The organism is Nodosilinea sp. LEGE 06152 (genome assembly GCF_015207525.1).
Classification (GTDB): domain Bacteria; phylum Cyanobacteriota; class Cyanobacteriia; order Phormidesmidales; family Phormidesmidaceae; genus Nodosilinea.
In genome coordinates this window covers 134,862-159,254 of sequence record NZ_JADEWR010000010.1, presented here as the reverse complement: position 1 = coordinate 159,254, position 24,393 = coordinate 134,862, and the positions used below count along the sequence as shown (strand labels likewise).

Annotated in this window: 19 protein-coding genes and 1 pseudogene; 9 read left to right on the top strand and 11 right to left on the bottom strand. The window is 60.8% G+C overall.

Annotated features, from left to right (window positions below; translation table 11 throughout):
- Window positions 1-301: 301 nt before the first annotated feature.
- The 9 genes and pseudogenes from IQ265_RS15220 to IQ265_RS15180 form a co-directional block, all read right to left on the bottom strand.
- Window positions 302-1,204, bottom strand: a pseudogene (locus IQ265_RS15220) (phage baseplate assembly protein V).
- Window positions 1,204-2,172 carry a hypothetical protein gene (locus tag IQ265_RS15215; RefSeq protein ID WP_194055054.1) on the bottom strand — a complete coding sequence of 323 codons (969 nt, stop codon included), beginning with the start codon at window positions 2,170-2,172 and terminating at the stop codon, window positions 1,204-1,206. Before IQ265_RS15215 ends, IQ265_RS15220 begins: the two are co-directional and overlap by 1 nt.
- A 41-nt stretch (window positions 2,173-2,213) precedes the next feature.
- On the bottom strand, window positions 2,214-5,837 hold the full coding sequence (locus IQ265_RS15210; RefSeq protein WP_194055052.1) for a hypothetical protein: 3,624 nt from the start codon (window positions 5,835-5,837) through the stop codon (window positions 2,214-2,216).
- Between the two features lie 74 nt (window positions 5,838-5,911).
- Window positions 5,912-6,487 (bottom strand): DNA circularization N-terminal domain-containing protein, encoded by a 576-nt coding sequence (locus IQ265_RS15205; protein ID WP_194055050.1) that lies wholly within the window; start codon window positions 6,485-6,487, stop codon window positions 5,912-5,914.
- A 94-nt stretch (window positions 6,488-6,581) separates the two neighbouring features.
- Entirely contained in the window at window positions 6,582-7,988 is a 1,407-nt protein-coding gene (locus tag IQ265_RS15200; protein ID WP_194055048.1) for a hypothetical protein, read from the bottom strand.
- On the bottom strand, window positions 7,981-8,127 hold the full coding sequence (locus tag IQ265_RS15195) for a hypothetical protein (protein WP_194055046.1): 147 nt from the start codon (window positions 8,125-8,127) through the stop codon (window positions 7,981-7,983). Before IQ265_RS15195 ends, IQ265_RS15200 begins: the two co-directional genes overlap by 8 nt.
- Window positions 8,124-8,465, bottom strand: a complete 342-nt coding sequence (locus IQ265_RS15190; RefSeq protein ID WP_194055044.1) for a hypothetical protein — start codon at window positions 8,463-8,465, stop codon at window positions 8,124-8,126. The genes IQ265_RS15195 and IQ265_RS15190 overlap by 4 nt, the downstream gene beginning before the upstream one ends.
- 21 nt (window positions 8,466-8,486) lie before the next feature.
- Window positions 8,487-8,996 carry a hypothetical protein gene (locus IQ265_RS15185; RefSeq protein ID WP_194055042.1) on the bottom strand — a complete coding sequence of 170 codons (510 nt, stop codon included), beginning with the start codon at window positions 8,994-8,996 and terminating at the stop codon, window positions 8,487-8,489.
- A 13-nt stretch (window positions 8,997-9,009) separates the two neighbouring features.
- Complete coding sequence (locus tag IQ265_RS15180) at window positions 9,010-10,347, bottom strand: phage tail sheath C-terminal domain-containing protein (protein WP_194055040.1); 1,338 nt, start codon at window positions 10,345-10,347, stop codon at window positions 9,010-9,012.
- Window positions 10,348-10,862: 515 nt separating this feature from the next.
- Between IQ265_RS15180 and IQ265_RS15175 the strand changes: the two genes are divergently transcribed.
- The 8 genes from IQ265_RS15175 to IQ265_RS15140 all read left to right on the top strand — a co-directional run bounded on the left by IQ265_RS15175 (window position 10,863) and on the right by IQ265_RS15140 (window position 21,472).
- Window positions 10,863-11,453, top strand: a complete 591-nt coding sequence (locus IQ265_RS15175) for a hypothetical protein (protein WP_194055038.1) — start codon at window positions 10,863-10,865, stop codon at window positions 11,451-11,453.
- 74 nt (window positions 11,454-11,527) lie between these two features.
- Window positions 11,528-12,175, top strand: a complete 648-nt coding sequence (locus IQ265_RS15170) for a hypothetical protein (RefSeq protein WP_194055036.1) — start codon at window positions 11,528-11,530, stop codon at window positions 12,173-12,175.
- 72 nt (window positions 12,176-12,247) lie between these two features.
- On the top strand, window positions 12,248-14,005 hold the full coding sequence (locus IQ265_RS15165; RefSeq protein WP_194055034.1) for a VWA domain-containing protein: 1,758 nt from the start codon (window positions 12,248-12,250) through the stop codon (window positions 14,003-14,005).
- 102 nt (window positions 14,006-14,107) lie between these two features.
- On the top strand, window positions 14,108-14,485 hold the full coding sequence (locus IQ265_RS15160; RefSeq protein ID WP_194055032.1) for a hypothetical protein: 378 nt from the start codon (window positions 14,108-14,110) through the stop codon (window positions 14,483-14,485).
- Between the two features lie 186 nt (window positions 14,486-14,671).
- Entirely contained in the window at window positions 14,672-16,726 is a 2,055-nt protein-coding gene (locus IQ265_RS15155; RefSeq protein WP_194055030.1) for an ABC transporter ATP-binding protein, read from the top strand.
- A 93-nt stretch (window positions 16,727-16,819) separates the two neighbouring features.
- Window positions 16,820-18,943: an NAD-binding protein gene (locus IQ265_RS15150; RefSeq protein ID WP_194055028.1), complete on the top strand. Its 2,124-nt coding sequence runs from the start codon at window positions 16,820-16,822 to the stop codon at window positions 18,941-18,943.
- 100 nt (window positions 18,944-19,043) lie between these two features.
- A complete protein-coding gene (locus tag IQ265_RS15145) occupies window positions 19,044-20,723 on the top strand; it encodes a S8 family serine peptidase (RefSeq protein WP_194055026.1) in 1,680 nt (559 codons plus the stop codon).
- Window positions 20,724-20,749: 26 nt separating this feature from the next.
- Window positions 20,750-21,472, top strand: coding sequence for a lipase family protein (locus tag IQ265_RS15140; protein ID WP_194055024.1), 723 nt, complete (start codon window positions 20,750-20,752; stop codon window positions 21,470-21,472).
- A 313-nt stretch (window positions 21,473-21,785) separates the two neighbouring features.
- On the opposite strand, the gene IQ265_RS15135 is transcribed toward IQ265_RS15140, so the two are convergent.
- Both IQ265_RS15135 and IQ265_RS15130 read right to left on the bottom strand, forming a co-directional pair.
- Window positions 21,786-22,307: an orange carotenoid protein N-terminal domain-containing protein gene (locus IQ265_RS15135; RefSeq protein WP_194055022.1), complete on the bottom strand. Its 522-nt coding sequence runs from the start codon at window positions 22,305-22,307 to the stop codon at window positions 21,786-21,788.
- A 122-nt stretch (window positions 22,308-22,429) separates the two neighbouring features.
- Complete coding sequence (locus IQ265_RS15130) at window positions 22,430-22,888, bottom strand: DM13 domain-containing protein (RefSeq protein WP_194055020.1); 459 nt, start codon at window positions 22,886-22,888, stop codon at window positions 22,430-22,432.
- Between the two features lie 306 nt (window positions 22,889-23,194).
- Between IQ265_RS15130 and IQ265_RS15125 the strand changes: the two genes are divergently transcribed.
- Window positions 23,195-24,160, top strand: coding sequence for a LysR family transcriptional regulator (locus IQ265_RS15125; RefSeq protein ID WP_194055018.1), 966 nt, complete (start codon window positions 23,195-23,197; stop codon window positions 24,158-24,160).
- Window positions 24,161-24,393 lie beyond the last annotated feature (233 nt).

Here is a 24,393-nt window from a genome sequence, read left to right as displayed (position 1 = left end):
TNACCCYGGCCNGNGGCKGSAKYACMMTNCGRYNCCKGCWGNAKCRRCNTNACGAKCWRRWKSWTGNGGNCRGNCAYCARNNNNGGCRATGCCGYYRNNCKGGYNGNGNNGGWCGAGGKCGKGGSMYGNAKGCSSGGCMASGSYGKGGMCRRSWRCGANCGNCRKCMYTCWCWCSASCCWNCWCCCWCSYSGSSRRKSTSKRCGSGSCYKGSCCRATCRTNGGKGCMCASSKASARGWTSARNNCCAKKCMRGSCWRRGCWNCGSRMYNACCNNGKTSGRATRSANTRGNCNTGGTSRGNATCAAAGSNGMYARYMGCKRYTRKCRNCTTTGATYCYNACCANGSCWRTSYATYCSAMCNNGGTSWNGCSMGCNNTGSCYWGMMYGGMSTKGMTCWNNNTSTMSSTGKGCMCCATGATTGGGCAGGGCGCGCCCAGATTGCCCACGTGGGTGTGGGTCGAGAGAATGATGTCGTCGTTGTCGGCCACGGCGTTGCCGGGCATGCGTCCCCCGACCTCGACCCCGCCCGTGGCGGCATCGCCAATTTTGATGCTGCCCATGCTTTTGATCGTGACGCTGCTGCTGCCGGCATCGAGGGTAATGCCGCCTCCGGCCAGGGTGATTTTGCAGCTGCCGTTGCTGATGGTGATGTCGCTGCCCTTAAGGGTGACTTCGCACTGCTGGTTTTTGGCGATGATGTCGCCGTCTTTGAGGGTGAGGGTGCAGGTTTCGTTGGTGGCCTCCACGGTTTTGTCGGTGACGGTGAGCACGCTTTTTTCGTCTTTGCTGGTCAGGGTGAGGGTGCCCTCGGCGTCAATCTTGAGGCTCCCCCCGGCCTCTAGCCCGTGCTGCAGCAAGAATTCCTTTTCCTGGCTGAGGGGCGGCTGATCTTGATCGTTGTAGAGCCGACCGATGATGATCGGGGCGTTGAGGTTGCCGCCGACAAAGGTAATCAGCACCAGATCGTCGACGTTGGGGATGTTGGCCAAGCCCAGGTGAGGGGTGGCCACGGGCACCTGGCGCAGCTCGAAGTCGCTGCCGTCGGGCTGTTTTTTGTGCTTGAGCTTGACCGAGCACTGGTAGTTGTTTTTGTCGTTTTCGGCCTCGTGGGGAAAGATGGCGGTGACGATCCCCAGTTCGGTGGTGTAAATGCGACGCATTTCCTGCTCCGCCACCTTTTTCATCACGCCGACGATGGTGTCCATTAGGGTTCTTCCTGCCAGTGGAGGGTGGTGCAAAACCCCCGCCGGGCGCTGAGGCGGTGGCTGATGCTGAGGATCTTGTAGCGCCCGTTGTGGGCGGCGACGGGCAGCTTGTCGAGCGAGAGGCGATCGCCCAGCCCCACCGCCGGAGCCCCCAGTACCCTCACCCAGCCCTGTTTTTGGGGTTCGCTGGCGGTGAGCAGGGATTTGGCAATGGCGGCGGCGATCGCCTGGGTGCGCGCGGTCGGGTCGGCCCGCTGCAGCACGGTACCGCTTTTCGACCCGCTGCTGCCCTTCACCTCCTTTTTGGTCAGCCAGCTGTAGGCTTTGTCGCCCTGGCCCTGGCTGGCGGGGCTTTCGCCGTAGATGTCGACCCCGCTGATGGGGCTGGGCACCTCGGCCCAAGCGTAGGCCAGAATATCGTCGCCGTAGGTAAAGGCGTGGGTTTGGCTGGGGGCGTAGGGGGCAAAGACCAGCCGATCGGCGCGATCGCCGTAGAGGTCAAAGCCGCACTGGTCGGCCAGGTGGCGCAAATGCCCGTAGGCCGGGGTTTGATCGCCCAGGGCGTAGACCGGAAACTTAAGGCCGGCCTCGGCCTTGCCGACTGTCACCTTAAACCGCTTCGCCACATCCTGCACGATGTCCTTGGCGGTAGATTTTTCAAACAGCAGGTTGAGGCGGGCCGTGGTCAGCGTTTGCAGGGTGCTCACGGCCTCAAGGTGCAGCCCCTCAAACCCCTGGGTCAGGTAGGCCACTTCTCCTTTGAATACCGACTCGGGCGCACTGCCGTGGCCCAGCTTGATCTCCACGGCATCGCCCAGGGCCAGCGCGGGCGGGTGGGCCAGGGTTAGGCGACAGCGGTTTACCGGCACCGACAGCGCCGCCTCTGTGTCTAGGCTAACCAGGGCGGCGGTGCTGGTAGGGGTGATTTTGGTGCCGCCGAGGGTGAGGTGGTAGGTGATGGGGGGCATGGAAGGAGTTAGAGGAGCATTGGTCTGTGGTTTGATATGGGCTAGACGGGCACGGCAGCCAGAAGGCGGTTGTAGGCGCTGCTGATGTCTTCGAGGCCGATGCCGAGTTCGCTTTGCAGGCCGCGCAGGCGGGCGATCAGGGCGGCGAAGATCTTGGCGATCGGGTCTTGAATGACCCGCTTAAATACCTTCATCACCTCGTCGTATTCAGCGTTGAGGGCTTTGGCCAGGGTGGTGGGCAGATCGCGCACCACCTGAAGAATCTCCTGATGCAGGGCGTCGAGGGACTGGATCAAGCTGTCGGGGTAGAGCTTCTCGAGGGTGGCCAAAAAGAAAGGAAAGAGGGACTGCATGCTGAGCACCAGGGCTTTGGGGTAAGCGGCCTCCAGCAGCAGGCGGTTGAGCCGCAGCCGCTCGCTGGGTTCGAGGGCGGCGCGGCGGGCGAGCAGGCCGGTGGCGGCGGGGGTTAGGGTGATGCCCTGAAAGCGCTCTGTACTGTAGAGGTTGGGATCGTCGAGGAGCTGGTTAAAGGTCTGAATTACGATCGTCTGGGTCTGGGGGCCGTCGCTGGCCAGCAGCAGGTTGCGCTGGCTCTCGCTGAGCCGATCGAGCCAAAGGCGCGAGACGGGGTCGGGGCTGGGCGATCGCAGCCTGGTCAGCAGGGTGCTGAGACTGCCGTTCTCAAAGTCGCTGAGGTCGTAGAAGGCGTTCAGCAGGTAGGCGGGCCGCAGGGCCGCCATCTGATCGACGATCTGGCGGTGCAGGTCGTTGAGAAAATCGACGTTAAAGCCTTTGAGGGCGCTGCTCAGCATGGCGATTCCCCTGCGGATCTGATCGCCAATGTCAAAGGCCAGATCTGTCATCAGGGTGGTCAGTTTGGCCGGCAGCCCGATCAGGTCTTTGATCACCGCTTCAATGCCGGAAAGAATTTTGCGGGGCTGGGCCAGCATGGTGTCTAAACGGGTGAGAATGCGCCGCACTGGCCCAATCAGCTGATCGTCTAGCTCCTGGGGGATGACCTGCTTAAACGCGGCGATGATTTGGGCGTCGTCCCGAGTGGCAATGGCCGCGAGGATATCGATCTCCTGGAGCAGCTTTTTGGTGGGGCGCAAACGTTTGGCGTCGCTACTTTGGGAGCTACCTGCGCCCAGCGCGGCGGCATCGTGGAGCGCGGTGTACGGTACCTCGGCCTGGGTCAGGCGCTGGTGCAGGGCCACCAGCCGCTCCTTCAAGTCGGCGTAGTCGAGCTGAAATTCTGGGCCGGGGGTAAAAGCGTCGAGGGCAGACATCGCCGTTTGCCAGGGGGTTGCCAGGGCGGCCAGCGATCGCTGGTGGCTATCCCAGGCGGTGGTGAGGGCATCTTGGGCCGTTTGGTAGTCGGCGGCGGGGCTTTCTGCAAAGGTGGCGATCGCACTGCGGAGCCGCATCAGTTCAGCCGCTAGCGTGTCGTCACTGACCTGACCCACCCGGCGGGTAATTTCGGCTTTCACCGTGTTGAGCTGACCAATTTGCTGCTGTAGGTTGAGCGACAAAACATCGGCCAGGGTGCGCCAGAACTTGGCGTTTAGCACCTCGTCTAGGCCCAGACCAGCAAAAAGCTTCTCCACATCGATGAGCGCGGCAGTGATGCGGTTAACCAGCTCTTTGACCGGCAAATTGTCGAGGACATCGGTAATTTTCTGAAGTTGAGCCTTCAAAAACTCGGTTAGCCCTTGGGGAGACAGGGCCTTCAAAACCCCTAGCAGGGTTTGGTACAGGTTTTCTAGCAGGGTTAGAAGCTGTTCGGGGTCCAGCACCGTCAGCTTGTTGAGCAAGTCTTGATACAGATCTTTAACAGGCTGCAGCAGTTTAGAAGGCCGGTAGTCGTTGAGCTGGGCCACAAAGGTGTCGATATAGGGGCGCAAAAACTCCTCGAGCAGGGTGCCGGGCTGAAAGGTTTTGACCTGGTCGGTGACCTGGTTGACCTCGGCCTGCACCCGGTTCACGATGTTGACCACGGGGTTTAGCACATCGTCAAAGGCGGCGGTCAGCTCGGGGTTGACTACTCCCGGCACATCCACCTGCTGCAAAATTTTCACCCCAACCTTGAGGGCCGCCTTCTGAGCGGTGCCCATGGTCGCCACATTCATCCCCCGCAGATCGCTCTCCAGGGTTTTGGTTTTGGTCACCGCCGTTTCAAAGGGGGGTTTGAGGGAAACCTTTTCCAGGGCCACAATCATCTGGTCGATGCCCTGGTTGGCGGTGTCGATGGCCGATTCTACCTCGGGGCCTTGGAGCAGCTGGGTCACCTTGCCGAGCAGGTCGCGAATCTTTCTCTCCAGCTCCGCCTGGTTCAGCTCGGTGGCCAGGGTGCTGCGAACGTCTTTAATCGATCGATCGAGCGTGGTGACCTGCTCGGTTACGGTCTTAGACAGGGTTTCGATGCCGCTCACCGCTGTGGTCGCCACCTGGTTAAAGGCCTGCTTTACCGGCTTTACTATCGCCTGTACCTGCTGGCAGGCCTGGTCGACAAAGCCGCGAATGGTTTGAATGGCCTGGTCTAAGTAGCTGCGCACCTGCTCCAGCGCCCGCTGGGCGGTAGCCAACTGGGTTTCGATTGCGGCGACCACCTGGTTGGCCACCTCGCCCACCTTCGCCATTGCCTGCTCGATAAAGGCACGCACCTGGTCGATCAACGCCTGAATTTGAGCCGTCACCGCTTCCATCCGGGTGCCCAGATCGCTGACAAAGGTTTCGGCCTGGCCAAACAGGTTGGCGAGGGCGTCGATTTGGCCACCCTTGCCCTGGGGCAGGCTGTCTAGCAGCGCCTTGAACTCCTCGAGGTTGAAGGCTTTGACCCGCGCCTGGGACTGGGCCAGGGTGCGATCGCAGTCATCCAGGCGGGCGACCATGCCGTTGACCCGGTGCCGAAGGTCTCGAATGGTGGTGCGATCGAGCTGGGCCAGCTCCAGCTCTGTGAGCAGGCTCGATAGGGCGATCGCCTGGTCTCCCCGAGTCTGAATGGCCTCTCCTCCCAGACGTATGGCCACCGGGGGCAGGCTGGCCGTCACGCCGCGAATTTGCTCAACAAAAATTTCGGTGAGCGCCTCGGTGCCGAGGGAGTCTAGCCACTGCTCTGGATGGGCCAGGCGATCGAGCAGGTTTTTAAATACCGTCAGCAGCGCGTCCAGCAGTCGCGCCGGAAACGCCTGCGCCCCCCGCAGAAACTCGTCAAATTCTGCCAGAATGGGCGCTCCCGAGCCGCTGACGTTGAGCTGGCCAAAATTGTCGTTGCCGGTGATGGCCGAGCCTAAACCACTTACCGTCTGATTGACCGAAGCCGTGATGTTTAGGCCTTTGAACACATCGGCCCCAGGCGCAGCCGGAATGGCGGCCGCCAGCGTATCGACATTTAGCCGACTGAGGGGCTCTAACCGCCCGGTCACCCGGGTTTGCAGCTCAGCCACGGCTAGGGGCGGCTGCGGTATGGCGCTGGCACTGGGGCTGGCCTGGGCCACCCGATCAAAACTGGCGGCAATGCTGCCCCCATCGGGTCGAAAGCTTGCAGCACTCCCCAGTTTTGCCGCCACGGTAGACTGCGCCTGGGCGAAAGGATCGTCGGCAAAGGCGCTTTTAGAGTCCAGCTGGAGGCTTTGGAGTTCGTCGGTGATGGCGAGTACAGGCATAGCTAACTCAGATAAGTAAGGGCAATTTCAGAGGCAGGGAGCGCACTGCGATCGCATAGCTTCGGGCAGCGGCGTCAGAGACCCAGCAGGGCTTGGAGTTGGGTGGTCACCGTTTTGATGCCTTGGGTGGCATCTTGCACGGGCGCTAGAGACGTTCGCAGCGGCTCTATGGGGTTTGAAATTTCGGGAAGTGCCCCCATCTGCAGCGCGTCGGGCAGCAGAGATGCGGTCATAAAGCCCGCCGCCTTGGCGTTAATGCTCTGGTTGACCCTGGCCCCGGTGGCTTTGGCCTGAGGGGGCACAAACTCCGCCACAATCAGGCGATAGCCATACTCGTCGGGGGCGGCGGCCCGCTGCAGCACCTCAAACTGCTCGACAATTACCCGGCTAAAGTAGGCCTGCCCCACAATTTCTGCTAAAAAATCCACCGCTTCGCGTTTCTTGTAAACCTGGCGCAGTCGTTCTAGGTCGTCCTGGGCGCGATCGCCGTAGCAAATGCCGCGAATGTCGAGCCGCACCGAGGCCCGGCCCAGGTCTTGGGTGACGGTGCCCTCTCGCCCAGGAACGGTGTGAGCGACCCACTGGGCCTGCTCCAGGGTGGCCAGGTGGTGGATGCGGTTGAGCTGAATGCTGGCGATCTCAATGGGCATGGGGTGGGGAAGTGGGTGGGGAAGTGGGAGAGTGGGAGGGATGGGGGGTTAGGAGAGGTGAGGGGTGCAGCCTGTGGGGTTTGTGCGAAACCGATTAGGGGCCGTAGAAACGGTGGTACTCGCGGTTGATGGTGTGGGCGATCGCGCTCATTAAGTCCTCAAAGTCAGGGGCGTCGGAGGGCGGGAGGGAATCGGCGGCGGTGGGCATGGGGTCGGCGGGCAGCGGGGCAAAAAAATCCTGTGGGTGAGGGGGCAGAGGGCGATCGAGGGGGGTGATATCGGTCGTCTGCTGCGATCGCTCTGGGGAGAGGTCTGGAAACGACGGTTCCGGCTGAGGCTCGGCTGAGGCCGCTGCCTCCAGAAAATCGGCTCCGGGGGCAGCGATCCAGGGCAAGGTCGGCGGGGCAGGGCGGGGGCGATCCTGCTGTGCCGTCCCAGCGTCACGGGGGCTAGCCGAGATGGCGGCTGCCAGTGCCTGTAGTTCCTCAGAGGGTGGGTGCAGGGCAAGCGGGTGCAAAGCGGAGGAACGTTGCGGCCAGTCTGCTGAAGCAGGGGTTGCGGCGGTTCCTGGGTCGACTTGCTCCGGCGATCGGGGGCGCTGATTCGCATCACGTCTGGTGGGCTGGGGAGCGACTTCAGAAATCAGGGGGTTTGGCTGGCCTGCGTCACTGGGCAAGAGCTGTGGTTGAGCGGAGTGAGCTGGGTCTGTCGGTGCGATCGCTGACGTTTGCGGGGCTTGGGTGTCGTCAGCGACAGCCTCGCTGCCCGTCCAGCCCGAGGACTCTAGTTGTTTGGCTAAATCCGCCAGTCCGCCAGTGGCCCGAGGTTTTGGTAAGCCCTGTCCGTTCTCTGCCAAGCCCGGTGGCGCAACAGTCTGAGGCGGGGGGGCAAATTCAGCTGGCGAAGGGGGTAGCGTCGCCGTTGGCAAAGCCTCAACCAGAGCGCGAACCCCTACCGCTGGAGCGGATTGAGTCAACTGGGGCAGGGTCGGATAGGCGGGGACTTGCCTAGTGGTCTCACCTTCTAGAGAAGGCTGGGGCGGCAGGGTTTGAGAGTCGCCATCGAGACTGCCATCGCCGGGATTGCCCGTGCCTACGGCGCGATCGCCAGTCTCCGCTTCTCTCCGCTTAGGGCCTGCCGCAGGTGGCGCGGCCGCAACTGGCTCAGCCCATTCTGGCGGTGCCCATTCTGGCGGTGCAGCGTCGGGGTAGGCTGGGTGCGATCGCCCGGTGGGTTCAGCCCCACGGCTCTCTCCCGCCGGTTCTGGGGTCGGTTGCGGCGCACCCGACAGCGACAAACCCTCGCTCAGCCAGCTCAACAGGTCGGTGAGATCGGCGGTAAAGGTGGCGATCGCCTGCGCTTCTAGCCCTAGCTCGGTCAGGGCCTGGAGGTCATCGGCGGCGATCGCAACGGCTGGCCAGGGCAAGCGCTCCAGCGGGGTACAAAGGTCATGCTGGAGCGATCGCCCCAGGGCCGCCAGGGCTTCGGGAGAACTATCCATTGGCTTCTTCCTCCAGAAACGCCAGATAGATAGAGACTTGCCCCAGGGTTAGCGCCTGCACCTGCTGAGGGGTCCAGCCAAAGGCGCGGGCCAGGCGAAAGCTCATCCAGGCCAGGGGCGCAGCAGGGGGAACCCTCATGTTTTTTTTTCCTCCAGGCCGCTCAGGTGGCGAATTTGACCAATGAAAAAATTCACCATGCCCAGGGGCATCGCCCGCACCTGATCCAGCGATAGCTGCGGTCTAACCAGCGACTCTTTGATCATCAGCAGCGGAATCAGCCCCGCCTCCTGCCGACTCGCCTTCATGATCAGCTGAAAGGTGCCAATGGTCAGCGGGCGCAGCTGCACCACCAGGGGCTCTGGTGGGCGATCGCCCTCGGAGCCGGGTCGCAGCACCTGGGGCGGTACCGCCACGTCAAACACCAGGGCAGCCCCAGCCAACAGCTCATCGGCGCTCAGTGGTTCAATGGATGTCATCGTCATCACCATCGCTCCCCCTTATCCCCCCACATCCTCGGTACTGATGCGCAGCGCCCGAAAGGTAGCCGCTTCCATAATGAAGTCGTCTTCGGGCAGGCCAAAGCTCCAGCTGTCAAACTTCACCCCAAACACCGTGACAATACTGCTGTTTTCAGGAATGGCCGGATTGGTGAGGTTGATCACAATGTTGAAAGACGGCTGGGGAATCGACCCCGTTGGCGGCGGGCTGCTAGAGCCATCCCCCAGCAGCAGGCGCAGCATGGCCCCGTTGACGTGGGCTCGCTCCACAAAACCCGACACGTTGATGTTGCCGGGGCGCAGCTCGCTGGCAAACCGCTTGCCAATTTCGTGGTAGGGCCGCAGCTCGTTTTCAACCTTGACCTGCACATTTTGCAGCCGCCCGACAATGCTAGAAAATTCGTACTCGCCAATCAGGCTGTTGGCCAGCTGCCCTTCCACCGATTCGCTATCGTCAACAGCCAGCACGAGGGAGGCATCGGAGCCCCGAAACACGTTGGTATTTGGCATGGGTCAGGGCTCTCTAGCTGAGGTACAGGGTGACTTTGACAAAATCGATGCTGAAGGTGGGCTTGAGGGTCATGCTGACAATCGCCTCCCCCGCAATTTCCTGATCGCGGGTGGCCGAAACCTCTAGCTCGTAGCCGACCAGGGCTTCGTTTTCTACCATGCGGGTCAAGAAGCCATTTAATGTGGCCTTCATCGCCCCCCGTACCCGCACGTTGTTGAGCTTGCCGATGTAGGGGTTGCAGCTCGATCGCACCCCGTAGATGGCGTAGTCCACAATTCGGCGGGTGGTGATCTGCTGCCAGGCCCCGTCGTGGGTGGTAATGCCCTTGACAATGCGAAAGCCATCCCGCTTTTCGACCGCCAGCACTCGGCGCTGCACCAGCTTTTCTAGGGTGGCGCTGTTAAAGGTGGTGGTTAGCCCCTCCAGCACCAGGGTTTTGTTGGTGGGGCTGGTGTGTACTGGTAGAGCGGCGATCGCCCCCGCCACCGCCGCCGCCATGTAGCCCGCCGAAACCGGCTTTTCCTGCACCACAGCGCCGGGAGAGACCAAAATCAGGCGATCGCTAGCCGGTACATCTTCAGGCACCGGGTCACGGCCGTTGGCGTCAAAGCCAATGCCCATAACGCCGATGCGCTCGCGTTTAATGCCCGCCGTCTTGTTCAAATGACCGGCCAAAGCGGCCACCATCGCAGGCGTGCCGGTATCTTGCCCGGCCAGCACCACAATGTTGACAACTTCATTTTCCAGGGCCTCTAGCCCCTTGGCATAGTCGGCATCTTTACCGCCAGCAAAGGTGCCGCTGGAAATGTTGTTGGGGTGCTCATGCTGTAGCCCGGGGTCAAGCCTGACGACCTGCACCAGCTCCGATTTGTCGGCGATGAGCTTAGCTAATTCACCCAGAGTGCGAACTGGATAGGTCTCTGTGGCAGTCGCAGTTTTAAAAGTCACCATTCGGGTATCGACATCTGGGGCACCCGCGCTCACGGTTACGGTGATAGAGTCTCCCGCTTTGCCGGGCTTTTGAGCCTGCACCGCCAGCGCGATCGCCTCCTGACCGTCGCGGGTTTTCTTGAACTCGTACCGGCTGCTCAAACCAGTAGACACCGCATAGACCGTCTTGCCACCATTTTGGTAGATCAATTCGAGCGATCGCACCAGAGTTGTCTGGGCATTTGCGGCCCCAAACTTTTCGCGGGCCTCGCTTAAACTACTAATCAATTCAGGGGCAAACTCAGTACCCTGAGCAGCGGTACCGACAACGCCTATATTGCCGGTAGAAATACGCCCCGCACTGATTAAGCCCTCGTCTCGCACCTCAATATAGGTGCCCGGCAAAATAACCTCTGGCATCAGCTATTTAGTCTCCAAGAAAAACCTGACAATGCTTTAAACGGCAATTTAGTGGAGTTCCAGGGGTCGGATTGGCAGCACTCAACGCCACAGATCTCCAGCGAGCTTTTTTCGCTCCTGCCTAAAAATTATTTGACCACCGTCAACAGGGAATCGGTTTAAACAGCCGTTGCTCTCAAGACTGTTGCGCCCAAGAATAAACCCATTTCTAACAGCAACACACGGGATTTTCTGAAGTCTTTATATTTGTGGATGCGAACAACTCAAGCTGCTTAAAACAGCGTTGTCAAGCATTTTTGCAAACTAGAAAATATTGTGAAAAGAATTATACAAACCACACAAAGATTTATGAATGGCGAACAGAGAAAACTAAAGCATCCATTCAGTCATTTCTAAAATCGCTGCTGAATCTCCTCTGACTCAGGGGCAGGGCATCCGTTAACTTCTATACCAGGGCGATGCAGGCCCCTAAAGCGATTGCTATGCTTAGCGATGATCATCCTGAGAAAACTACCATGGGACGGCTGACGCAGCGTTTGGGGCTACTGTTCTTAGCCATTTTGGCCCTAGTGATTAGTTTTGGCCTCAGTCAATCAGGCTCGACCCTAGACAGCCGCGCCCTAGCCCAGGGCAATGCGCCACCCCCGGCCCTGGCCCCCGCTCTGCCCATGGTCAGCGGCAGCTTTGAAGACCCCCAGGGCAGGTTTCAAATTGGCATTTTAGACGGCTACAGCGTTAGCACGGTGGGGGCTACCCCCCTGTTTCAGGCCGCTGACGGCAGCTTGGCCTATACCGTAGCAGTTGCCCCTCTGCTAGCGAATAGTTCCCCCGAGGCCGCTATGGTAGCGGCTGCCGAGAGCACCTTTGGCGCTGGGGAAGGCTTTGTAGCAGGCGATGTGCAGCCCATTGCGGGCGGCGGAGTGCGGGTCAACTGGTCTGGGCGGCTGAGCCAGGGTGCGGCACCGCCCCAGCCCATTACCGGCAAAATCTTTGCCCGCCAGCGCGATGCCCAGGTGTTCTTGCTGATGGTGGCCGCCACCAGCGCAGGCGAAGCCCAGGTCGCTGACGCCATTAACGCCCTGGGCAGCACCCTAACCGTGCCCTAGGCAGCTTAGCGCCAGACAGTATTGCCCCAGACAGTGTTGCTAAAGAGAATTTCTAGAGAGATAGTTGCCAAGCTATGGCCACGCGCCGATCGACCTTCTGGAGCCAGCCCCAAACCTATGTGCTGCTGGGGGGAACTGCCCTGGGCTATGCCCTACTTATGCTGCTGGCGGGGCCAAAGCCCCTGGCCGTTTTGGCCGGGTCTGGAATAGCCGCAGCCATGGTCAGCAGCTGGGCAGCTGGGTTTCGGCCCAGCTCAGCAGCAGCGAACAGTAGCGACCTGCTCGATGCCCAAATCTTTGCCGCCCAGCTGGGCACCCTGGAGCAGCGAGTGCCCTCAAAGTCGCAAAACACCTGGCGGCAGGTGCAGGCTTGGGCCACCGAATCTCAGCAGTTCGCCGCCCGCATCTACAGCCGCGACCCGCTGCTCCAGGTCGAACTGCTCGAAGCGATGCACACCGTGCTCGACCTCTCCGGCCAGGTAGCCGACGGGCTGGCGGTGCTCGACCAGATCGAAACCCCCGCCTACCAGCAGATGGCCCAGCAGCGGCTAGACGCTAGCTGCGATCGCCTGGCAGCCACTCACTCCCAGCTGCAACAGCTACAGGACCAAACCGCCCTCTCCAGCCTCGACACCGCTGGCGACAACACCCTGCCCCACCGCCTGCAAACTCTCGTCGACGCCAACAAARCCATCCTCCAAAACAACCAAAATCCCCCCTAACCCCACCCCCCCCACTCCTCACCGCCCACTCTCCCACCCATCCACCCGCCCACTCTCCCACCCCACAACACCATGCGCCGCCTCCCCCTCCTCCCCTTCCTCATCGGCCTCTGCGCCGTGCTGTTGTGGAACTGTACCCCCGGTCAGCTGACGGGAGACGTACCCCAGGTCAGCTCGGTGGAGGAGGCGCGCCAGGCTCTAGAACAGTCGGTGCTGCCCCGCATCAGCGTCGGAGAAGACCTTGTGGCCGATGCGGTGGCCAGCCGCTACACCATTGACCAGATCGAAGATCCGCTGCCCGATGTCAGCACGTTTCCGCTCTACGGCGCTCAGCCGGGTGGCAATAACACCGCCTACATCGAAATCTACAGCTCCTCTGAAAAGGCCAACGCTAGCCGCCAAAACGAGCGCTGGCTGGTAGAGGTGGCCGAGGCCTTTAACCAGCGCCAGGAAACCCTGCCCTCGGGGGAAGTGATTCAGGTGGGGGTGCGTCAGGTGGCCTCGGGTACCGCCGCGCGGCTGCTGGGGGCAAAAGCCGTGCAGCCCGCTGGCTATAGCCCCTCCAACGATCTGTGGGTGGCGATGGTGCAGAGCCAGGGTGTGCCTACCGTGCCCGTCGCCGATCGCCTGGTGCCCAACACCGCCGGGTGGGTGCTGCCCAAGCCCGTCTACGACAGCCTGGCCGCCAATAGCGCCGAGAATGGCACCGTCAGCTTTGACCGCCTGCTAAATGCGATCGCCTCCGGTCAGGTCACCGTCGCCTACCCCAACCCCTACAGCAGCTCCACCGCGCTCAACCTGCTCTACACGCTGTACTGGCGAGCAGCCGGGCACCAAGACAACGGCGGCCCACTCACCGTGGCCGAGCTGCAAACCCCCCAGGTCAATTCCGTATTCGACCAGTTTCAGCAGCAGGTGCTGATTACAACGCCGACCACCCTCGATCTGCAAGAACTCTTTCTGCGCGACCAGAGCAACCTGCAGGCCTTCCCCTTGGAGTACCAAAACTACCTGGCCCTGCGCGAGGTGCCCGGCTTTAGCGACACCGAGTTTGTGCCCTTTGGTGTGCCCCACAACAACCCCCTAGTTGGCTTTGATTGGAACACTCCCCAGCAGCAGCAGGCCCTGCAGCGCTTTGCCACCTTTGCCCGCTCCGCCGAAATGCAGGCCCTGGCCCAGCAGCAGGGGTTTGTCGAAACCGACTACCTCAAGGCCAACCAGGTGCCCCCCTTCCCCAATGGCGAAACCCTGCTGGCGGCTCAGTCTAACTGGAAGCTGCGCAAAGACGGTGGCCGCACCGTCCATATGGCCCTGGTAATCGACACCAGCGGCTCTATGGAAGGGGAGCGGATGCAGGCGCTCAAAGACGGCCTGCGGGTGGCCGCCGGACAAATTAACTCCGGCAACTACGTCAGCATTGTCACCTTTGCCGATGCCCCCACCCGCCGCCTGCCCCTGGCCCCCTTTGACGAGCTACAGCACCAAAAGTTTTTGGCCACCGTAGACAGCCTGCAGGCCGATGGGGCCACCGCCATGTACGACGGGGCCATGGTGGGCCTCGCCGATCTGCTGGCTCAAAAAGAAAAAGACCCCACCGGGCGCTACTACCTGCTGCTGCTCAGCGATGGCGAAGTCAACCGGGGCTACACCTTCGACGCTGTTCAAGACATTTTGGCCTACAGCGATGTGCGCTTTTACCCGATCGCCTACGGCGAGGTAGACCAGGGCGAACTACAGGCGATCGCCGCCCTGCGCGAGTCCACCGTGCAGCAGGGCACCCCCGCTAACGTGCAAACCCTATTTAAGGATCTGTTCCAGGTGAATCTTTAGAATGCAAAATGCAGAACAGAATTCAAAGTTCAAAATGCAAAACAGGCAGCTTTGAATTTTGAACTCTCCCTACCCCCTCCTCACAGGTTCTCTGCCCGTCCCATGCGCAACCCAACCCGCCGATTGATCTATACCCTGGGCCTGGGCTGGATTGCCTTTGTCGCCCTGGGTCTGGGGCTGCGCCAGCTGCTCGCCAGCCCCAAAGTAACGGTCGTTATCGATCGCAGCTACTGCGCCCCGGCCCAGTGGCAGCAGCGGGTCAGCGATCGCTACGCCAGCCTCTATGCTCAGCAGGAACAACGAGAAATCACCATCGACCAGGTGATCTACGTCAGCGACCTGGGTCAGGAAGTTGCCGCAACCGTACCATCCCCAGAACAGGTGCAGGCCCTCAGCACCTACGGCCGCTCAAACCCTGCTCAAATGCAGCAAGCCACCCAGGAGAACCCTGATGCCACCGTGCTGAGCTGCGGCAATTAGGCAAGCGTGGGTGAGGGGGTGAGGAGGTCGGGAGATGAGGGGATGAGCCATCGGGTGGGGCAGTTGAAACGGCTGTGCCCCAGATGGCGACCCCAGTTCAAAGCAGAGCCGAGAACAGTGCCCCCTTACCCGTCTGCCCCGGTTCACGCCTAAACTGAAGACTGCCCCAGTCAGGCCAAAACTCCCATGACCGCTACCCCCACCCTCCCCAGCGACGACATCTCCCGCCGCCCCGACAGCGACTGGCGGCTGTTTATGCGCATGTGGCCCTACATCTACAAGCACCGCGGTGCCCTGGTGCTGCCGCTGGTCTTGCTGGTGCCCCTGTCGTTGTCTAACGCCATCCAACCCGTGCTGATTGGTCAAGCCATTTCCCTGATTCGCCAGGAGCCGGTAATGGCGTTTTTAGAGGGCCGCACCCTGCAGGGCGGGCTAAACTTGCTGGTAGGGCTGCTGGTGGTCACCGTTGTCATTCGGCTGCTGCTAGATGGCTTGCAAAGCTACCTGGTGCAGGCGGTGGGGCAGCGCATCACCGCCGATATTCGCACCGACCTGTTTACCCACGTCACCGCATTGGCAGTTCGCTTCTTTGACCGCACCCCGGTCGGCAAACTGATCACCCGCATTACCAGCGATGTCGATGCTCTGGGCGATGTCTTCTCCACGGGGGCCGTGGGCATCATTACCGACATTGTGTCGATGCTGGTGCTGCTGGTGGTGATGTTTACCATGCAGTGGCAGCTGGCCCTCATGCTGCTGGCCCTGCTGCTGCCCGTCACCTGGCTGATCATTTACTTTCAGCAGCAGTATCGCAAGGCCAACTACAAAGCCCGCGAGTATCTGTCTGAGCTAAATGCCACCCTGCAGGAAAACGTAGCCGGTATCAACGTAGTGCAGCTGTTTCGCCGCGAGCGCTACAACGCCGAAGGGTTTCGCTACACCAACAAAAAGTACATCACCGCCGTCGACAAGACCATTTTCTACGACTCCGCCGTATCGTCCACGCTGGAGTGGATTTCGCTGGTTGCGATCGGTGGCGTGCTCTGGCTCGGCGGTCTGCTGGTGCTGCGAGAGGCCCTCACCTTTGGCGTGCTGGCAAGCTTCATTCTGTTTGCCCAGCGACTCTTCGACCCCCTGCGCCAGTTTGCCGACAAATTCACCGCCATCCAGGCCGGGCTGACGGCGGTAGAGCGCATTACCGACCTGTTCAACGTCCCAGTCGAAATTCGCGACCCAGAGCAGCAGGGAGAAGGTGGGGAAGGTGAGCTAATGGGGCGTGAAGGAGGCAGCGGCGACGGCGTCATGACAGGGGGCGCATACGCAGCGGCTCTGGCAGCTGCCCAGGCTGCGCCACCCCTGGTAGACAGCCAGCCCGAAGCGAACGATCGCTCAGCCCCCTTCCCCACCACCTACCCACCCACCCACTCACCCATACACTCACCCACTCACCTACCCACCCCCTTCGGCTCCGCTCAGGGACCACCATCCACCCACTCCCCCTCATCCTCAAAACCCTCTGAAATCTGCTTCGACCACGTCACCTTTGGCTACAAGGCCGATGAATATGTGCTCAAAGACCTCACCTTCACCATTCGCCCCGGCGAGAAGGTAGCGCTGGTGGGGCCAACGGGGGCGGGCAAAAGCTCAATTATTCGCCTGCTGTGTCGCCTCTACGACATCAACCAGGGCGCAATTTTGCTGGATGGGGTAGATATTCGCGACCTGCCCCAGGCAGAACTGCGGCGGCGGATGGCGGTGATTTTGCAGGACGGGTTTTTGTTTGCGGGCGATGTCAAAGGCAACATCACCCTGGGCGAAGACTATCCGTTAGAGGCCGTGGTGGAAGCGGCCCAAAAGACCAACATTCACGACCTGATCGAGCAGCTGCCCCAGGGTTACAACACCGAGCTGCGCGAGCGGGGCACCAACCTCTCGGGCGGGCAGAAGCAGCTGTTGGCCTTTGCCCGTGCCGCCATTCGCGATCCGGGAATTTTGGTGCTGGATGAAGCCACCGCCAACCTGGACGTGGGTACTGAGGCGATGATTCAGGAGGCGTTGGAGCGGCTGCTGGAGGGGCGCACGGCAATTATTATTGCCCACCGCCTGTCGACTATTCGCAATGTCGATCGCATTTTGGTGCTCAAGCACGGCGAACTGGTCGAGCAGGGCAGCCACGACGAGCTGCTGGCCCAAGAAGGGCTGTATTCCAGCCTGTATCGTTTGCAGCGGCTTGGGGTGTAGGGATAAGGGTACGGAGGTCGGAGGTTCCCTCAAAACCCTGTACCTTAGACCCTATACCCTTAACCCTTTGGGCATCGCCCCTTCTTGATCGGCATGGTATCTGCGGCCCCTCCACCCGAAAAGCGAGCTATTCCACCCGCGAACGATGGGTTTTTAGTGTGTGGGCTGGGCAGCTTGGGCCAAAACTGCGTGGCTAACCTCAAGAGTTTTGGGGTGCCGGTACACGCCATTAACAACGTTCCGCCCGACCAGTGGGAAATGCCCCAGCTGCGGGATTTAATTGACCACCTGGAGATTGGCGACTGTCGGTCGGCGGCGGTACTGGAGCAGGCGGGCATTCGCCAGTGTCGGGCGGTGCTGCTGGTCACCCAGGACGAGCGGGTCAACCTGGAGGCGGCGCTGACGGCGCGGGTGCTCAACCCCAGGGTGCGGCTAGTCATGCGCTCTGACAAGCAAAACCTGAATGAGCTGATGGGGCAGCAGCTGCAAGACTTTGTCGCCTTTGAGCCCACCCAGCTCGCCGCCCCGGCCTTTGCGTTGGGGGCCTTTGGCGAAGAGCTGATCGGCTACTTTAGCCTGGATGGCCATCGGTTTCAGGTGGTGAAGCAGCGGCTAGAGTCAGGCCAGCCCTGGTGCGATCGCCGCCAGATTCATGAACTCGACAACAGCCGTCGTCGGGTGCTGTGCCATACCGCCGCCGAGCCCGATCCGGAGGCGGTGGCCGAAAGCCCTTCAACGCTGTTTTATACCTGGCTCCCCGACACCCTGCTGCGGGCTGGCGATGAGGTCGTCATGGTCGACTGCAACACCGAGCTGCGCGCCCTCTACAGCGACGTGCCCGTGCGACCGGGGGCCTGGAAAGGCATTGGCCAGGCGATCGCTCGTCTGCGCGACTGGCCCACCCTAAAGCAATCCCTGCTCAGCCTTTGGCAGACCGGGGCCGAGCAGCAGCTGCGGCGGGTCGCCATTATCTGCGGGGTAACGGTGGTTGCCCTTTGCCTGGTAGGCACCCTGCTGTTCGACAGCAACGCGGCTGCGGACATCTCCACGTTTCAGGCATTTTTATACACCTTCATTACCCTGTTTGGGGGGTATGGCGACGTGTTTGAGGCCCTGGAAGACTTTAACCACCCGCGCCTGGTGCAGGCTTTTGGGGTACTGCTCACCGTAGCCGGGGCCGCCTTTGTGGGAGTGCTCTACGCCCTTCTCACCGAAAAGCTGCTCACCCTGCGGTTTGAGTTTCGAGAACGCCGCCCGCCAGTCCCTGAAAAAGACCACGTCGTGGTGATCTGGCTGGGCCGGGTCGGCCGCCAGGTGCTCGCCATGCTGCAGGAACTGGAGCAGCCTGTGGTCGGCATTGCCCCCCAGGCCCCCGATGCCGACGTACTGCCCAAAATTCCGCTGCTGACGGGCGATGTCACCGCTGCCCTAGCCAAGGCCAACCTAACTACCGCCAAGAGCGTAATAGCCGTCAGCGAAGACGAAATTCAAAATCTGGAAATGGGGCTGCTGGCCCACCGGCTTAACCCCCACTGCCGCGCCATTATTCGCACCTACGACCAGCAGTTTACCGATCGCGTCGCCCAGATTTTTCCCTTTGCCCAGGTGCTGTGTTCCTCAGCGCTGTCGGCCGAAGCCTTTGCCGGGGCAGCCTTTGGCGAACATGTCATTGGTCTGTTTCGGCTCTACGACCAGACGGTGCTGGTCACCCAGTACGAGCTTGAAACCGGGGACTCCCTGACCGGCAGATTGCTGTCGGAGGTGGCCTACGGCTATGGCGTTGTCCCGCTGTGGCACCAGCACCAGGGCCAGCCGGGCAAAATTATGCCCTCCGAAGATGCTCGCCTGCAGCCGGGCGATCGCCTGGTGGTACTGGCCACCATCGGCGGCCTGCGCCGCATCGAGCAGTGCCATCTGGCTCCCCAAGACTGGCACGTTCACCTCGAAAAAACCTTCACCGCCAATGCCCTGTTTGACGGGGCCGCCGAAGTTGCCCGCGTCGCGGGCTACCCCTTGGGGGCCGCCCGCGAGTTTATGGCCCAGCTACCGGGCCTGCTGCCGGTGCCCCTCTACCGCCACCAGGCCCTCCGGCTGGTGCGGCTGCTCATCCGCGCCCAGGTCAAAGCCAGGGCCATTGCCCCTCAGGTCACGGGTTCGCCACTAACAGACCGGCCTACCTCAGAGTCTACAGAGTCCCATTCATCGCCCCTGGGCTGAACCACCGCAACGTTGAGAGATCCAAAAATTTGATGCCGGGGTCAGGGCCTTTGCGATAGAGTTTGCCAAAGGAATAGCTCACTCACACAGGATTTCGATTATGGCTAAGCGGCGCGGGGGGCAGGGGCCACACAGCTTCAAGGGGCAGTGGTTGAGGCCCTGCCTCAGACAAAAGCCCGTTGCCAAAGCCCTGCTATGGGCAGCTGGAATAGGCGGTCTAGTACCCCTGGCCCTGCCCGTACTGGCCCTGACCGAGTCGGTCGGCCCCCAGGGTATCGATGCCCGGCGACTGCACGCCCCGCCCTACAACCTGACCGGCGCAAAAATTGCCATTGGCCAGGTCGAAATTGGTCGCCCCAGCCGGTTTGGCATCGATAAAGTGGCAACCGAAAACCTGCCCGTCACCGTACGCCGGGTGCTGCTGCTCGACGGCATCGCTAACCCCAACGAATACGTCGATGGCCATGCCGCCAACGTCGCCAGCGTCATGATCAGCCAGGATAAGCAGCGTACCGGAGTGGCCCCCGAGGCGCTGCTCTACTCGGGAGCCGTGGGGCCGCTGGGCGATACCAGTGCCCAGCCCGAAGAATGTCTGGCGGCCCAGGCGATCGCGCTCGAAAACGGTGGCGACGTACGCGCCATCAACTTTAGCTTTGGCGAGCCCCTTACCCGCGACCCCCGCCCCAGCCCAGTGCTCGACGGCAACGCCCTGCTGACCCAGTGCATTGACTGGTCGGCGCGCGCGCATGAGACCCTGTACGTAATTGCCGGCAACCAGGGGCGCGGCGGCATTCCCATTCCCACCGACAACTTCAACGGGCTCAACGTCGCCTACTCGCGCCAGGTCAACGGCGAGTTTAACCGCATTGACTCCTCAAATTTGGGCAGCGAGCCCGCTATAGCCACCCGCCAGGGAGCACCCCTCGAGACCAACGTTGGCCCCCGGCGATCGATTAGCATTGTGGCCCCCGGCAGCGGCATCGAGCTAATTGACCCCGACGGGCGGKTCAGAACCTCTAGCGGCAGCAGCTTTGCCTCGCCCCACGTGGCGGGCACCATTGCCCTGATGCAGCAGCTAGTCGATCGCCAGTTTCGGGCCGGAGCACCCCACTGGCCGCTGGCGGGCCGCCACCCTATGGTAATGAAGGCGGTGCTGCTCAACTCAGCCGACAAAGTCAAAGACACGGGCGATGGCCTGCGCCTGGGCATGACCCGCACTTTGCTCGACAACGCGGGCCGCTCCTGGTTAGAGTCTGATGCCTACCAAGACCCCAAAATTCCGCTTCACAAAGACCTGGGCACCGGGCACCTAAACGCCTATCGCGCCTACCAGCAGCTCCTGCCCGGTGCCTTTGGCCCCGATCGGGCCGCGCCTGTCGTTGGCTGGAACATCACCGAACTTGCGCCTTCTGCTGGGGCAACCGTGCACGACTACGCCTTTGAGACGCCTTTGCAGGGGGGAAGCTTTCTGTCGGCGACCCTGGCCTGGGAGCGGGTCGTCGCCCTGGCCGATGCCAACCAAAACGGTCTCTACGATCGCGGTGAGAGCTTTACCGATCAGGGGCTCAACGACCTCAACCTCTACCTCATGCCCGCCGATAGCGACGACATTTCCCAAAGTGTGTGGTCGTCGGTAAGCGAGGTCGACAGCGTTGAACACATTTTTTATCAAATTCCGGCCACCGGACGCTACAAACTGAGAGTTATTGCTCAGCGGCAGGTACACAGTGAACCCACCCAGCCCTACGCCCTGGCCTGGTGGGCGGTATCTGCACCCTAGGTTCTTCAAAACAGGAGAAAGATTCAGTGGTAGATTATGCCCTTGCCCTTAAATGCGTCCGACTGTGTCAGGAGATCTATCGCGATTTTACCGGCCTGCGGTTTTCGGCCTATCCCGACATTGATCCAGTGTTTGTTGAAAGCCAGGACAATGGGTTTACCGATACCCAGGTGGCGATTCTAAACCAGCTCAACAGCGATCGCCTCTACATTGTCTTTCGCGGCTCCGACAAGTCCATCGACTGGATCAACAACTTTCAGTTTCGCCAGCAAATTTACCCCTACAGCGACGGCAATTCAGAGGTGAAGTTTCACCAGGGGTTTATGTCGGCCTATTTTGCCGTGCGCAAGTCGTTGCTAGAGGCGATGGACAAGTTTGAGGGCCAGCATGTAATTGTTACTGGCCACAGTTTGGGGGGCGCTCTTGCCACCGTCGCCGCCCTCGATATCCAGTACAACCTGGGCAAAAAGCGCGACCTCAGCTTTGAGGTCTACACCTTTGGCGCTCCCCGGGTTGGCAACCGAGCCATGGTCGAGTCCTACAATGGCCGCATTCCCAACAGCTACCGCTTTATCTACGGTTGGGATATTGTCACCCGTACTCCCCGCACCTGGCAGGGCTTTGACCATGTCGATGAAGCCATTCAGCTCGGCTCTCGCTGGACCTGGCAAGTGCTCAGCCGCCGTTTTAATGACCATTCGATCGACGGCTACATTGCGGCTCTAGAGGCCGAGGCCAAGGCCGCCTAGCGGTAAAAATTTAATGCCAAAGCCAGTCTGCCGTGAGACGTTTTTACCGCTCTTTTTCAGCGTCGCTGTCGACAACACTGGAGGTGGCACCAGCTATACCCACGGTGGCGGTCAGCTCGGCACGGCCAACATCCATGCCGAGGCGGTAGAGCGGTGGGGGCGATCGCCTGATCTAACTCGGGGTTACGCCTCAGCAACAGCGCAAATAGCCATTTCCTGGCGCGCGACCAGCTCGAAAACCACCGATAGTGGCTTGAACTTGAAGGTTCTACTGCGGCCCCGATCCTTCAAAGATGCCGGGGCCACATGCTTTCTACAAGCTGTCGGTTACGCCAGTTTCGGCCAGGGGAGGGGGGGCGGTGACATTGCTAAAGCCCATCTGGGTGGCGGCTTCGCGCAGTAGCGAAATCTGCGACTGAAACTCCATTCCCTTAATGGCAGAGAGAATCTCACTCACTGGGCCTTCGGCCTGGTAGTCGCTGGGCATACCCACAATTTGTTTGCCCATGGCCTGGGCCCAGCCGTACCACACCAGCAGCTGGTTGTTGGCGCTGAGGCCGCCGTAGCGCTCCGATGTATCGCTGTGCTCTTTGCGCACCACGCTGCGCATGGCCTCTAGCTGTTCGTCCTCTGAAAGATTGAATAGCCCCTTAACCAACGGCTCAGCCAGTTCAGGATCGGCGGCTTCGGGCGCGGCCGGAGTGATTGAGTCGCCCATTGCCTCGTAGAGGTAGTAGAGCAACGCCAGTTTGTCGTCTACGGACAGCGCTTGGTAGCGCTGAAACAGGTCGTTAGTAGATTTCTCATTGATTTCAGTTGTGCGTTCAGAAGCCATAAAGCTATCCAATGTCAACGCTTCACTCTAAAACGATGGCCGCTCGCGCTACATCTTTACAGGGGGAGACATCAGCATAGTCAGTCGGTAGATAGAATCTGCAGATTCTATCTACCGACTGACTAGATCGGCGCATAGCCAAAGGTGACGTTGAACTGGCGACACCAAATGCCTACAGTTTGATAGTCGTCGAGGTTGACACCAGCAGGAATCAGGTACCGCTGCGCTCCAGAAAAGCTTTGTAGGGGGGCGAGAGTAACGTAGTCGCCTTCGGCGATGTTGACCGGCACCGCTGCGCCTTTGTACAAAATCACCTCAACGGCGGGGCCGCGCGCTGTATCAAAGGCAGCATCAAACTCTAGGTACTGCTGCCCGTTAGCGGTGACCAGAGCAGCGGTGCCGGTGGTGGCGTGGTCTTGGTCTACAGTGACAAACTGCCCTGGGGTCTGGGCCAGCGTTGCCGCCGAAACCACGGCCCCCGTTAAAAGGGTAGGCAGACTGGCGGTCGAGGGAGTCATGCTGGTGCCCAGCGCCAGCGCCGTTGCGCCAAGTGTCAAAGCTGCAAACATCAGGTTTTTCATAGAAGTCATCTCCAATAGTGGGCAAGCGGTTAAGGCTTGTCGCCATCATGGGGGGCCGACGTGAGAATCCCCTGATTTAAATCTGAACGTCCGGTGAGGAGAGGATGAGCGACACGGTCCACGGCTCAGGGAAAGCGGTTCTCTCAAGTTTTTCGATCAGAATTAATGACGCACTCAAGGCGACTTGACCAGCGCTGTACCTGATGTCGTCTATGAGCGGTTTTGGCCGTCAACCTGCTGTAGGCTCATAAAGCCGAATCACTGCCTCTAAATCTGGGCGAGATGAGAGATAACCATCAAAATCAGATGAAACTGTCTCAGCTGCGAATTTTAGTGGCCGTAGCTGAGCAGGAAACCTTTAGCGAGGCTGCCCTCAACCTCGACCTGTCGCAGTCGGCGGTGAGCCACAGCATTTCGGCGCTGGAAGATCACCTGGGGGTGGTGCTGTTTTCGCGAGGGCGATACGGGGCGCGGCTGACTCCGGTAGGCGATCGCATTGTTAGCCACGCCCGCATTATTTTGCAGCAGGCCGAGGCGATCGCCCGAGAAGCCGAGCTGGCCCGAGGGTTGCAGGGAGGCCAAGTGCGCATTGCCTCCTTTCGCAGCATTGCCATTCACCTGCTGCCCACCGCGATCGCGCAGTTTAAGCAGCGCCACCCCAACATCGCCGTCAACCTCAGCGAGCACGACGACTACCTCCAGGTCGAAAGAACCCTGCGCGAGGGCCGAGCCGACATTGGCTTTACCCTACTGCCCGCCGCCGATGACTTCGACACCTGGGAAGTGCTCGAAAACGCCTACGTAGCCCTCTTCCCCCCCGACTTTAAAGCCGCTGGGCCACAGATCACCTGGGCCGAGGTCGCCCAGCACCCGCTGATTATGCCCCCCGCCGATCGCATCATGATGCGCGACGTCTACGACCATGCCCAGGCCCACGGCTACCACCTCAACGTAGTCTCAGAGGTTGAGACTGACACCACCATCGTCAACCTGGTTGCCCAGGGGCTAGGGGCAACCATTCTGCCCCGCCTGGCCGCCGAACCCATCCCAGAGCAAGTACAGGTGTTCGACCTGCCCAAACCCCTGGTGCGAATCATTGGGGCCGCCGTACTGGCCAATGGGCTGCACACCCCAGCCATCTACGCCTTCTTAGACGTGCTCAAATCGCTGGGCTCAGTGACGGTCAGCCCTGCCAAGGCTGTCGTTCACGATGCGTTCGAAACCCGCCTCGGAACAACTAGCCTTCCAGAAATTGGCGTGAAAAAGACCTAGTGCAGCGTCGAAGCTAAAATTGGGGTCTGCCTAGGCTGGGTGCAACGAAGGGTTCGCGCAGTGTCTCGGAGGAGAAACCCCAACGGCAGTAAGCTTTGTTGAGTTCCGCTAGCGTGCCACCCAACCTTCAATTCGGGGCTTGCCACTAGCCATAGCTACGGCAAAAAAAGCCCTGCCGTCGGTTACAACAGCAGGGACCGTATCATGTCTGGTCGAAGGATTGCGCTGAGGCG

Bases quoted from the DNA above. Each gene is read 5' to 3' on its own strand.
- IQ265_RS15215 (WP_194055054.1), bottom strand. From the start codon at position 2,172: ATGCCCCCCATCACCTACCACCTCACCCTCGGCGGCACCAAAATCACC.
- IQ265_RS15210 (WP_194055052.1), bottom strand. From the start codon at position 5,837: ATGCCTGTACTCGCCATCACCGACGAACTCCAAAGCCTCCAGCTGGAC.
- IQ265_RS15205 (WP_194055050.1), bottom strand. From the start codon at position 6,487: ATGCCCATTGAGATCGCCAGCATTCAGCTCAACCGCATCCACCACCTG.
- IQ265_RS15200 (WP_194055048.1), bottom strand. From the start codon at position 7,988: ATGGATAGTTCTCCCGAAGCCCTGGCGGCCCTGGGGCGATCGCTCCAG.
- IQ265_RS15195 (WP_194055046.1), bottom strand. From the start codon at position 8,127: ATGAGGGTTCCCCCTGCTGCGCCCCTGGCCTGGATGAGCTTTCGCCTG.
- IQ265_RS15190 (WP_194055044.1), bottom strand. From the start codon at position 8,465: ATGACATCCATTGAACCACTGAGCGCCGATGAGCTGTTGGCTGGGGCT.
- IQ265_RS15185 (WP_194055042.1), bottom strand. From the start codon at position 8,996: ATGCCAAATACCAACGTGTTTCGGGGCTCCGATGCCTCCCTCGTGCTG.
- IQ265_RS15180 (WP_194055040.1), bottom strand. From the start codon at position 10,347: ATGCCAGAGGTTATTTTGCCGGGCACCTATATTGAGGTGCGAGACGAG.
- IQ265_RS15175 (WP_194055038.1), top strand. From the start codon at position 10,863: ATGGGACGGCTGACGCAGCGTTTGGGGCTACTGTTCTTAGCCATTTTG.
- IQ265_RS15165 (WP_194055034.1), top strand. From the start codon at position 12,248: ATGCGCCGCCTCCCCCTCCTCCCCTTCCTCATCGGCCTCTGCGCCGTG.
- IQ265_RS15160 (WP_194055032.1), top strand. From the start codon at position 14,108: ATGCGCAACCCAACCCGCCGATTGATCTATACCCTGGGCCTGGGCTGG.
- IQ265_RS15155 (WP_194055030.1), top strand. From the start codon at position 14,672: ATGACCGCTACCCCCACCCTCCCCAGCGACGACATCTCCCGCCGCCCC.
- IQ265_RS15150 (WP_194055028.1), top strand. From the start codon at position 16,820: ATGGTATCTGCGGCCCCTCCACCCGAAAAGCGAGCTATTCCACCCGCG.
- IQ265_RS15135 (WP_194055022.1), bottom strand. From the start codon at position 22,307: ATGGCTTCTGAACGCACAACTGAAATCAATGAGAAATCTACTAACGAC.
- IQ265_RS15130 (WP_194055020.1), bottom strand. From the start codon at position 22,888: ATGAAAAACCTGATGTTTGCAGCTTTGACACTTGGCGCAACGGCGCTG.
- IQ265_RS15125 (WP_194055018.1), top strand. From the start codon at position 23,195: ATGAAACTGTCTCAGCTGCGAATTTTAGTGGCCGTAGCTGAGCAGGAA.